The organism is Dokdonella sp. (genome assembly GCF_019634845.1).
Classification (GTDB): domain Bacteria; phylum Pseudomonadota; class Gammaproteobacteria; order Xanthomonadales; family Rhodanobacteraceae; genus Dokdonella_A.
Map to the genome: position 1 here is coordinate 151,191 of NZ_JAHCAQ010000008.1, position 10,867 is coordinate 162,057.

Here is a 10,867-nt window from a genome sequence, read left to right on the forward strand (position 1 = left end):
TGGCGTCAGTCCTCGTCCCACGACGTGGGCCGCGACGCTGCCACCTCGCGGCGGTTGCTGCTGGCTGCCGGCCCCACTCCCTGCCACACGGCCAGCGCATCGCGCGTGGCCGCCACATCGTGCACGCGCACTATCGCGGCCCCGTTCTGCACCGCCAGCAACGCGGCCACAGCCGAACCGGTGGCGCGCGCGGCCCCGCCCTCGCGTCCGGTCAGCGTGCCGATCATCGCCTTGCGCGACAGCCCGGCCAGTACCGGTGCGAGTTCGGCGAAACGCGCCAGTGACCGCAGCAGTTCCACATTGTGGGCCAGCGTCTTGCCGAAGCCGAAGCCGGGGTCGACCACGATGTTCTTGCGGTCGATGCCGGCGAGTTGGCAGGCGAACAGGCGATCACCGAGAAAGCGGTGCACTTCGCCGACCACGTCGTCGTAGTGCGGATCGTCCTGCATCGTGCGCGGCTCGCCCTGCATGTGCATGAGGCACACGGGCACACCGAGCGCGGCGGCGGCATCGAGCGCACCGTCGCGGCGCAGCGCGCAGACGTCGTTGATCATGCCGGCGCCGGCGGCCACTGCCGCGCGCATCACCTCGGGTTTGCTGGTGTCGACCGCCAGCGGCACCGTCGTGCGCGCGGCCAGCGCCTCGAGCACAGGCACGAGGCGGGCGATTTCCTGCTCGGCCGGCACCGGCTCGGCACCCGGTCGCGTCGACTCGGCACCGATGTCGAGCAGGTCGGCGCCCTCCTCGACCAGGCGCAGACCGTGTTGCACGGCGGCTTCGACCGCGCCGCCGATCCCATCGCCGGAGAACGAGTCCGCGGTCAGGTTGAGAATGCCGCAGATGCGCGGCCGGTCGAGCACCAGCGCACGCCCCGCACACTCCAGACGCGCGGCGATCACGGGGCACCGGCGGCGTCGAAGCCATCGCCGAAGATGCGGTCGAGCAGCGGCAGCGACAACACGACCGTGTTGTTGGCCAGCCCGACCTCGGCACTGGGCGTGGATACCTTGAACGTGGCCAGCAGCGGATCGGCCGCGGAAGGCTTGACCCGCGCATCGACCGGGAAGACCACACTGGCGCCGGCTGCGAGCACTCCGGCATGGGTGCACGACAGCAGCGCGACCGTCAGCCCGCAATCCCAATCGGCGCCGGTGGTGACGATGGCATCGTCGAGCCCAGGCGCGATCAGCGTGATGTGCACGTCGCTGGCGTCGGCCAGGCCGACGTTGGTGATCTCGGCCGCGAACGTCAGCCGCTGGCCCGGCGTGGCGTGGTCGTCGGTCGCACTGGCGCTGACGGCGAGATCGCTCAGCGCGGGCGTGGCGGCCCGGCAGTTGTAGCAGACCAGGGCAAAGTCCTGATCGGTTCCATCGCCGCTGTTGGGCAAGGCATCGGAATTGATGTCGCTGGCCAGGACCTCGACGCTGACTTGACCACCATGCTGCGCGGACTGCAGGAACACCGCTTCCATGTTGTTCCTGCCATCGGCGCTGCCGCCGGTCTTCGACCAGCCGCTGCCGTCGAGGTCGTTGCCCAGATAGGTCTGGCCGTTGGCCGTGACGCGCAGGTCGAGATTGTTGTTCCACGCCGGCGTGGTGCCACCCAGGCCATGACCGGGCGCATCGGTCCAGGCCAGCATGATGCGTATCGGTTGGCTCGGATCGTCGGCGGTGTAGGTGTGCGACCAGCTGTCGCCGGTGTTGTCGAATACCACGCTCTGGTCGAGATATTCCACGTGCTGCGCGGGCGCAAGCACCGGCGTCACCTGCATGCGGCCCCAGCCCTGCCGATTGTCGAACAGGTGCGTCATGACGACGCCATCGGCATCGAGATGACCGATGAGACTCTTGGCCACCGCGGCGAACGCGGCCTTGACCAGGGCCGGGCTCGGATCGCTGCCGGCAGTGAGGCCGCGGTAGTACTCCGCGAACAGCGCGGCTGCACCGGTCACGTGTGGCGAGGCCATGCTGGTGCCGCACATGAGTCCGTAGCCGGTGGCGCTGGCCGCCGAGTCTTCCGAGCAGCCCGGTGCCACCATCGCCGGCACGCTGCGCCCGTCCTGCGCCGGGCCATGGGCGCTGTTGCTCGAGATGTCGTCGATCTGCGTCGACTGCACGGTCGCGCTCGACTGCATCCGGGTCGAGCCGATCGCGAACAGGTTCTTGGCTTCGTCGGGCGTGCCGAGCGAGCTGACGCTGCCGCCGTAACCATTCATGATCGACAACACGTAGACCAGCGGCTGGTCGCCCGCTGCCGTCGGATCGGCATCGCGCACGCCGACATCGACCTGGCGCGTATCACCGTCGTAGCCCAGCGGCGAGCCCGCCGGGCCCCAGCTGTTGCCCGAAGCATAGGCGCCGTTGCGCTGCGATTCGGTCATCAGCTTGAGCATGCCGCCGGGCTGGGTGAAGGTCGGGTCATACACCTGTTCGATGAGCTTGGCCTGCGGCGCCATGCCGAGGCCGCGCAGGAAGGCACCGGCCTTGACCCCCGAACTGCCGTCGCCCGCCATCGTCGCCGCGGTATGGGTACCGTGCGAATCGACCGCGCTGCCGCCGCAGGTGCTGCCCAGGCAGGGCAGCATGCGATTGACGAGATCGGGATGGGTATCGTAGATGCCACCATCGACGTCGGCCAGGATGACGCCGTTGCCGTGCACGCCGATGTCGTCGAGGTAGTCGAGGTAGCCGGGAAACGCGATGTTGCCGGCATCGATGTTGCCGGCATTGACCTGATTGCTCATCTCGCCGCGCAGGCCGCCATCGAGCGGCACCGGCTGCACGCTATACACGCCCGGCAGGACCGCCAGCTCGGCGAGCCGATCGGTGCGCAGCTTGAGACTGACCACGGCCAGCATGCGATCGATCGGCTGCGCTGGAGCGCTGATCGGCGCCACCGCAGCGAGCGCGGCCATCACCCCGGTGGCATGCCGGTAGACCAGCACATGCACCTCGCGCTCGCCCGCCGCGAGCAGGCGCCACTGCGGCAGCAGGCGCCAGGCCGGCAGGAACTCGCCGCTCCAGCGCACCGCGGCGCTGCGCTGCAGCGTCTGCAGGTCGCTGCCGCGGCCCCACACCACGTAGGCGAACGGATGCAGGTACTGCACGGGTTCGAGGCCGGCCTGACGCAGCGCCCGCAGGTCGCTCTCGCGCACCGGCCCCTTGAACTGCACGAGGCGGAAGTCGGCCTGTCCCGCCGCTGCGGTCGTCGTCGGCCAGGCACCGAAATCGGGCACGCCGGCCAGCGGATCGAAGCGCTGGCCACCCAGATCGAGCTCGAACGGTGCCTCCACCACGTCGAGCCGCAGCCCGGCGCGTGCGCGCAACCGCGCGAGCTGGTCGTCATCGACCTCGAGCCACTGGAAACGCCCATAGTCGCTGGCCGGCGCCGGCGCTCCCAGCACCTGCCGCAGCGTCGCGGCATCGGTCTCGACACGCAGCCACTGGCGCGCGCCAGCCTGCGCCGCGCCGCAGGCGAACAGCGCAAGCAGCAGCGCCGTCACACCGGCCCGGGCTGGCACTGCCCGCGCCCCGGCACAGCCGCGCAGACCGCGCGCTCCGGCGCGGAACATCCGCGCGATGCCAACCTCACCCGCCACGACGACTCGAGTCCGGCGCGATGCACGCGCCCATTTCCCATCTGCCCACATGCCTGTGTCTCCCCAGCCAAGTCCGGGCCAGCGCGCGCCGCGGCGCCCGGCCATGTCGCGCCAACCACGGCCATGGCGACCGCGCGCGCACAAACGCGCAACCCTAGCATGGCTGGCGGCAGTCGACGACGCCGGCCGGCGGCAGCGGCGCAAGGCCAGCACGTCGCGCGGATCAGCTTGGCGGCCGCACCGCAACCGCATCGCTGGTCAGCGGAAGGCCCACCTTGGCGCAGAACCGCGCAAAGCGCGGATCATCGCGATAGCGCAGCAGCAAAGGATCGACCAACAGGTTGCTCACGCCCGGATCGCGTACGTCCCAAGCCCGATCGAGCCACTGGAAACTGTTGTCGGCGTCGCCGCGCAGCGCGTATACCTCGCTGATCTGGTAGGGCGCGTTGTCGGCGTCGTTGGTGATCAGCGCTGCAAGAGCGGCATCGGCGACCTCGCGGTCGCTGCCGATCTGGGTGGCCAGCGCCAGTGCCACGCGGCGCCAGCTCGGATCGCTTTCCTGCTCGGCCGCAGCAAGCGCCGCCGCGGCGTCACCGCGCAGGATCGCAATCACGGCCAGTTGCTGGTGAAAGCTGTCGGCCGCCGGCTGCAGCTCGATTGCGGCCTCGACCATGTGCCGTGCCTCGTCGAGCCGGCCCAGCCCGGCCAGGTAAAAGCCGAGCCAGTTGTACCAGCGTGCCCGCAACGGGTCGCGCGCCAGTGCCTCGTTGGTGAGGCTCACCGCGGATTCGAGCCGGCCCAGCGCGGCATCGACGTTGCCGAGGCTGAACAGCATGCCGGCATCATGCGGCGCCAACTGGACTGCGCGCTGGTACTCCGCCTCCGCGCCGACCCAGTCGAAGTCGGCGTTGAGCAGCAGGTGGCCGCGTGCGCGGCGCGCCTGCGCCAGATCGGGTGCCAGTTGCAGGGCGCGGTTGGCCGCGTCGCGCGCCTTGGCCCAGGCTTCATCGCGCGCGCTGCCGACCAGATACTGCGTGGCCAGCCCCGCCCAGGCGTAGGAGATGCGTGCCTGGGCGGCGGCGTAGCGCGGATCGATCCGGGTGGCCTGGGTGTAGGCATCGATCGCCTGGCGCACGTCGGCCTGGGTGTTGCGCGCGGTGTAGTACTGGCCCTGCTGATAGGCCTGCCAGGCAGCGAGGCTGCCACCGGGCGGACGCTCGCTCTGCCCGATCGCGTCGGCCGTGACCAGCAGATGCGCCTGCAGCGCATCGGCCACCGACTGGGTGATCGCATCCTGCAGCGCGAACAGGTCTCCGTAAGGTTTGTCGTAACGCTGCGACCAGACCACGCTGCCATCATCGGCGTCGACCAAGGTGACGCTGACGCGCACGGTATCGTTCTGCTTGCGCACCGAGCCTTCGAGCAGGTGCGCCACGCCGAGCTTGGCGGCGATGATCCGCGGGCTGTCCTGGCTGCCGCGGAACTGGAACGCCGAATCGCGGCTGATGACCTTGAGCGAGTCGAATTGCGACAGCGCGGTGATGAGGTCCTGCGACAAGCCATCGGAAAAATACTGCTGGCTGCGGTCATCGCCGTCGTTGTCGAACGGCAGCACTGCCACCGACTTGCGCCGATCAGCAAGACCGGCGGCCGCGGCGCCAGCGTGGCCCGCGGCAGCGCTCGACGCCGCTGGCGCCGCGGGTGCGGACGGGGCCGTGGCGACCGTTGTGCCCGCCTGCGGCGCGCTGTGCTGCACGACCCGCTGCAGGGCCAGCAAGCGCCAGCCGAGCACCGCCACCGCCAGTGCCAGCACGCCGATGATCAGCGCGTTGAGGGCGCGCGCGACACGCCTGCCGATATGTGCCGGACGTGCATCGGGCGCTGTTGCGGGCTGGGTCCGACGGATGCCATCGGGCGTGATCTCGTACACCCAGGCCAGCACGACAACGGCCGGAAAGGCGAGCACGATCACCACGATGACGAGCCGAACGGCCCAATTGGGAATGTCGAAAAACGGGAAGACCTGGGTCGCAACCTGCACGATCAGCCAGCTCGTCACCGCATAGGCGATCGCGACACGCCACACATGGCGGCGTTTCAATTCCTCGAAAAAGCCGGGCTGCGTGGTCATGCCGCCTCCGGGCGCGCCGGGGCGACATCCTACACAAACGCGAGCCGAAGTGTGACGTCGATCACATTTTGGCCGGCCCTGCGCCGCGCCAGGCGGCGCCGCGACGCCTCAGTGCTGCGCCGCCGGATCGCCGATCGGCGGCTTGTCCGCACGCGGCGCACCGCCGCCGCTGCTCGGACCGGGCCGCGATCCACCCTGCCAGTCCTTGGGCGGCTGCGGCTCCTCGCCGGCCATGATGGCGGCGATCTGGTCCTTGTCGATGGTTTCGTAGTGCAGCAGCGCCTGCGCCATCGCCTCGAGCTTGGCGTGGCTGGCGACGAGGATCTCCTTGGCGCGCGCGTAGGCGCGGTCGATCGTCGCGCGCACGGCTTCGTCGATGCGACGCGCGGTCGCTTCCGACACGTTCTTGTGCTGGGTCACCGAGCGACCGAGGAACACCTCGTCCTCCTCTTCGGCGTAGGTCATCGGTCCGAGTTCTTCCGACAGGCCGTACTTGGTGACCATGTCACGCGCGATCTGGGTCGCACGCTGGATGTCGTTGGAGGCACCGGTGGTGACCTTGTCCTCGCCAAAGATCAGTTCCTCGGCCACACGCCCGCCGTACAGGCTGGCAAGGCGGCTTTCGAGCGAGGTGCGCGAATGGCTGTAGCGGTCCGCCTCGGGCAGGAACATCGTGACACCGAGTGCACGTCCGCGCGGAATGATCGTGACCTTGTGCACCGGGTCGTGCTCGGGCACGGTGAGGCCGACGATCGCATGGCCCGCCTCGTGGTAGGCGGTGAGCTTCTTTTCGTCTTCGCTCATGATCATCGAGCGCCGCTCGGCGCCCATCATGATCTTGTCCTTGGCGCGCTCGAAGTGATTCATGTCGACGTCACGGCGATTGTCGCGCGCGGCGAACAGCGCCGCCTCGTTGACGAGATTGGCCAGATCGGCGCCCGAGAAGCCCGGCGTGCCGCGCGCGATCGTGAGCGGATCGACGTCGCTCGCCAGCGGCACCTTGCGCATGTGGACCTTGAGGATCTGCTCGCGACCACGCAGGTCCGGCAGCGGCACCACCACCTGGCGGTCGAAGCGGCCCGGGCGCAGCAGCGCCGGATCGAGCACGTCGGGGCGGTTGGTGGCGGCGATGACGATCACGCCCTCGCTGCCCTCGAAGCCGTCCATTTCCACCAGCAGCTGGTTGAGCGTCTGCTCGCGCTCGTCGTGGCCACCGCCAAGACCCGCGCCGCGATGGCGGCCGACCGCGTCGATTTCGTCGATGAAGATGATGCAGGGCGCATGCTTCTTGCCCTGCTCGAACATGTCGCGCACGCGAGCGGCACCGACGCCGACGAACATCTCGACGAAGTCCGAGCCCGAGATCGAGAAGAACGGCACCTTGGCTTCGCCGGCGATGGCCTTGGCGAGCAGCGTCTTGCCGGTGCCGGGCGAGCCGACCATCAGCACGCCGCGCGGGATCTTACCGCCGAGCTTGGTGAACTTGGACGGATCGCGCAGGAACTCGACCAGCTCGCCGACTTCCTCCTTGGCTTCGTCGCAGCCGGCAACGTCGGCAAAGGTGACCTTGATCTGATCCTCGCCCTGCAGCTTGGCACGCGAGCGGCCGAAGCTCATTGCGCCGCGGCCGCCGGCACCGGCCTGCATCTGGCGCATGAAATAGATCAGCAGGCCGATGAAGATGAGGATCGGCACCCAGTCGAACAGGATGCGCAGGAACGGGTTGATGCTGTCGAGCGGCTGCTGGGTGACCTCGATGTTGCTCTTGGCCAGCAGGGCGTTGAACTGTTCGTTGGCACCCAGCGGCACCATCGTCCACAGCGTGTTGCCGTCCTTGAGCTTGGCGGTGGCACGGGCCGGGTTCTCGGCGCTGATCGTCACCGACGAGATGCCGCCGTTGCCGACCTGCTGGGTGAACTGCGAATAGGCCACTTCGGACGGCTGCGCCGCGCGTGGGTTGAAGCTCTGGAACACCGTGAGCAACACCACCGCAATGACCACCCACAACAGGAGGTTCTTGACCATGTCGTTCATCGTGCAATCTCCTGCTGCCGGCTGCAGTGCCCGGTGGTGGCGACAACCTGCCCGAGAGCCGGCCAACGCGCCGTGAACGCGAGGGAACCGCGCTGCGCGAGCAGCAAACCGCCATCGTGCCTTGTCGCCATGAATACCTATCCTTTCTTGCCTGTCGCCAGCGCGTAGACTTCGGGGCTGCGCGCGCGCGATGCCTTGGGCTTGCGGATGCTGACGCGCGCGTAGGCGCCACGCAAGCGCCGCACGAACTCGTCGAAGCCCTCGCCCTGGAACACCTTGGTGAGGAAAGCACCGCCCGGCCGCAGGTGCCGCGCGGCGAACTCCTCGGCCAGTTCGACCAGATGCATCGAGCGCGGCTGATCGACCGCCGCCACGCCACTCATGTTGGGCGCCATGTCCGAAAGCACAAGGTCGACCGGCGCGCCGGCCAGGCGCTGCTCAAGCTCGCTGAGCACGGCTTCCTCGCGGAAATCGCCGTGGATGAAGTCGACCCCGCCGATGCCCTGCATCGGCAGGATGTCGAGCGCGATCACGCGGCCGCGGTCACCCAGCCGCTCGCGCGCCACTTGCGACCAGCCGCCGGGCGCCGCGCCCAGATCGACCACCACCATGCCGGGCCGCAGCAGTTGGTCGCGTTCGATCAGTTCCTCGAGCTTGAACACCGCGCGCGAACGCCAGCCTTCCGCCTGTGCCCGCTTCACATACGGATCGTTGAAGTGCTCCTTGAGCCAGCGCGCACTGGATTTGCTCCGCGCGGCCATCAGGCGCTACCTGGTCCGGCGCCGGCATCGCCGCGCCGCACTCGCGCGGCCACGGCGCGGCCGCTGCAACGGCGTGCAGCCAGGGCAGGGATCGAGGGGCGCCGGGTCGAGAGCATTGGCCATGATACCCTGTCAGGCCCGATCCAGCCGCCCACGCCGCCACCGCGCATGTCCCTGACCGCCTCCCAGAAGCGCTACCTGCGCAGCTTTGCCCACGAATTGCGCCCGGTCATCCTGGTCGGCCAGAAGGGCGTCACCGAAGCCGTGCTGGCCGAGTTCGAGGGCGCGCTCGCGCACCACGAACTGGTCAAGGTCAAGCTGGCTGCCGAGCGTGAACAACGCGCAACGCTGATCGAGGCCATGCGCGCGCACGCCGGCGCCGACGTCGTGCAGGCCATCGGCAAGACAGCCTGCTTCTACCGCCGCAACCCCGAGCGCAACCAGTTCACGCTGCCCAGGTAAGTCCGATGCAACTGGATCAGCACCTGCCCGACGGCTACCTGTACTTTCGCCGCTACGGCGAGCGCGACGTCACGATCGTCGACCGCGTCGTCACGCGCAGCTTCCTGCTCGCCCCCGATCGCCTGATCGAGGACTGGCCGGTCAGCGACGTCGGTGAGCTCGACGAGGCCGCGCTCGACGCAATCGGCGCGCTCGAACCCGAGCTCGTGCTGCTCGGCACCGGCGCGCGCCAGGTGTTCCCGCGCGCCGAACTGCGGGCGCACCTGCTGCGCCGAGGCATCGGCGTCGAAATCATGGACAACGCCGCCGCCTGCCGCACCTACAACCTGCTGGCCGACGAAGGCCGCCGCGTGGTGGTCGCCCTGATGTTGCCCGGTGACGCCGCGCGCTGACGGCGCGCATCACACTCGGGGCGTGCCGGCCAGTTGGCGCAGGCGGCGCAGGCCCTCTTCCTGGAGCTGACGCGCGCGTTCGCGCGAGATGCCGAGCTCGCGACCGATCTCGGCCAGCGCCTGTGCCGCATGCTCGCCCAGTCCGAAGCGCCGCTGCAGCACCTCGCGCTGGCGCGGGCTGAGCCGTTCCAGCAACCCCAGCAGGGCCTCGCTGCCGAGCGCGGCAAGGCTGTCGTCCTCGTCGCGCTCCTGCACCAGGTCGATCAGCGCGCGCGGTCCCGCCTCGAGTGCATCGAGCGAGGAGACGTGCTCGCTGAGCTGGAACAAGCGTGCCACCTCGCGCACGTCGCGCCCCGCTGCCGCCGCCACCTGCTCGGTACCCGGCGCCACGCCCAGTTGCGCGGCGAGCTCGCGCTCGATGCGCAGCATCTGCGCCAGGTCACGCAGGACATGCACCGGCACCCGCACCGTGCGCCCCTGGTTCATGATCGCGGCCTGCATGGCCTCGCGGATCCACCACATCGCATAGGTGGAAAAGCGCAGGCGCCGCGCCGGGTCGAACTTCTCCACGGCGCGAATGAGGCCGAGGTTGCCTTCCGCGACGAGATCCATGAATGCCAGCCCGCGCCCCACGTAGCCGCGCGCCGCGCTCACCACCAGACGCAGGTTGGCCTCGATCAGGCTGCGTCGCGCCAGCGCATCACCGGCCTGCACACGCTCGGCCAGTGCCCATTCCTGCGCGGCGTCCAGCAGCGGAATCAGCCCGATCTCGGCCAGATAGGCCGCCGTCGAACTGCGTGTTTCCTCATCCTGCGACCCAGCCGCATCGAACAGCGCAAGGAGCTCCTCGCCGTCGGGCAATGCGGATGGATCGGGAACGGATGTCACGCCGCGAGCTTACGCCGCTGCAAGCGGCAGCGGAACGAGGCTCACCGTCGCGGCAGGTAGTCGAGCGGATTGACCGGCTTGCCGTTGCGGCGGATCTCGAAGTGCAGCGAATCGCGGCTGGCACTGCTCGAACCCATCTCGGCGATCACCTGCCCGGCCTGCACCTGCTCGCCCTCGCGCACCATGCGCTTGCGGTTGTGGCCATAGGCCGACAGGAAACTCGCGTTGTGCTTGATGATGATGAGCTCACCGTAGCCGACCAGACCATTGCCACTGTAGACCACGCTGCCCGCAGCGGCCGCCCGTACCGGGTCGCCGGCCTTGCCGGCGAGGTCGATGCCCTGCCGCGTCGGATCGCCAGCGGCGAAGGAGCCGACCAGCACGCCGCCCGCCGGCCAGCGCCAGCTCACCTCGCCGACCGTGGCGGTGGCCGCAGCGGCTGGTGTACTTGGCGCTGGTGCACTTGGCGCTGGTGCACTTGGCGCCGGCGCACTCGGTGCCGATGCGCTCGGCGCCGGTGCGGCGGCCACGCCCGCCGTCGCCGGCGGCGTGGCCGCGATCGTTGGCGTGGCTTCGGCCGGCGGCGCGGCGGGGGTGGCCT

The 10,867-nt window shown here is 69.4% G+C and carries 9 protein-coding genes; 2 read left to right on the forward strand and 7 right to left on the reverse strand.

Features of this window, described 5'->3' with window-relative positions:
• Positions 1 to 5: 5 nt before the first annotated feature.
• The 5 genes from folP to rlmE form a co-directional block, all read right to left on the reverse strand.
• Positions 6 to 899, reverse strand: a complete 894-nt coding sequence (folP, locus tag KF903_RS07860; RefSeq protein WP_291213364.1) for a dihydropteroate synthase — start codon at positions 897 to 899, stop codon at positions 6 to 8.
• Positions 896 to 3,520: a S8 family serine peptidase gene (locus KF903_RS07865; RefSeq protein WP_291213366.1), complete on the reverse strand. Its 2,625-nt coding sequence runs from the start codon at positions 3,518 to 3,520 to the stop codon at positions 896 to 898. Before KF903_RS07865 ends, folP begins: the two co-directional genes overlap by 4 nt.
• A 301-nt stretch (positions 3,521 to 3,821) precedes the next feature.
• Entirely contained in the window at positions 3,822 to 5,729 is a 1,908-nt protein-coding gene (locus tag KF903_RS07870) for a hypothetical protein (protein WP_291213368.1), read from the reverse strand.
• 108 nt (positions 5,730 to 5,837) lie between these two features.
• Positions 5,838 to 7,763 carry an ATP-dependent zinc metalloprotease FtsH gene (ftsH, locus tag KF903_RS07875; protein WP_291213370.1) on the reverse strand — a complete coding sequence of 642 codons (1,926 nt, stop codon included), beginning with the start codon at positions 7,761 to 7,763 and terminating at the stop codon, positions 5,838 to 5,840.
• 137 nt (positions 7,764 to 7,900) lie between these two features.
• Positions 7,901 to 8,524: a 23S rRNA (uridine(2552)-2'-O)-methyltransferase RlmE gene (rlmE, locus tag KF903_RS07880; RefSeq protein ID WP_291213372.1), complete on the reverse strand. Its 624-nt coding sequence runs from the start codon at positions 8,522 to 8,524 to the stop codon at positions 7,901 to 7,903.
• Positions 8,525 to 8,692: 168 nt separating this feature from the next.
• Here rlmE and yhbY point away from each other — a divergent pair, with 168 nt between their 5' ends.
• Positions 8,693 to 8,986: a ribosome assembly RNA-binding protein YhbY gene (gene yhbY, locus KF903_RS07885; protein ID WP_291213374.1), complete on the forward strand. Its 294-nt coding sequence runs from the start codon at positions 8,693 to 8,695 to the stop codon at positions 8,984 to 8,986.
• 5 nt (positions 8,987 to 8,991) lie between these two features.
• A complete protein-coding gene (locus tag KF903_RS07890; RefSeq protein ID WP_291213376.1) occupies positions 8,992 to 9,378 on the forward strand; it encodes an Mth938-like domain-containing protein in 387 nt (128 codons plus the stop codon).
• Positions 9,379 to 9,387: 9 nt separating this feature from the next.
• On the opposite strand, the gene KF903_RS07895 is transcribed toward KF903_RS07890, so the two are convergent.
• The gene (locus tag KF903_RS07895) at positions 9,388 to 10,266 is read right to left on the reverse strand and encodes a sigma-70 family RNA polymerase sigma factor (RefSeq protein WP_291213378.1); all 879 of its coding nucleotides are present in this window, start codon (positions 10,264 to 10,266) and stop codon (positions 9,388 to 9,390) included.
• A 41-nt stretch (positions 10,267 to 10,307) separates the two neighbouring features.
• A partial coding sequence (locus KF903_RS07900) for a peptidoglycan DD-metalloendopeptidase family protein (RefSeq protein WP_291213380.1) occupies positions 10,308 to 10,867 on the reverse strand: 560 nt, incomplete at its 5' end.

Excerpts from the sequence above, each read along its gene's own strand:
- KF903_RS07870 (WP_291213368.1), bottom strand. The coding sequence starts at position 5,729 with ATGACCACGCAGCCCGGCTTTTTCGAGGAATTGAAACGCCGCCATGTG.
- ftsH (WP_291213370.1), bottom strand. The coding sequence starts at position 7,763 with ATGAACGACATGGTCAAGAACCTCCTGTTGTGGGTGGTCATTGCGGTG.
- rlmE (WP_291213372.1), bottom strand. The coding sequence starts at position 8,524 with ATGGCCGCGCGGAGCAAATCCAGTGCGCGCTGGCTCAAGGAGCACTTC.
- yhbY (WP_291213374.1), top strand. The coding sequence starts at position 8,693 with ATGTCCCTGACCGCCTCCCAGAAGCGCTACCTGCGCAGCTTTGCCCAC.
- KF903_RS07890 (WP_291213376.1), top strand. The coding sequence starts at position 8,992 with ATGCAACTGGATCAGCACCTGCCCGACGGCTACCTGTACTTTCGCCGC.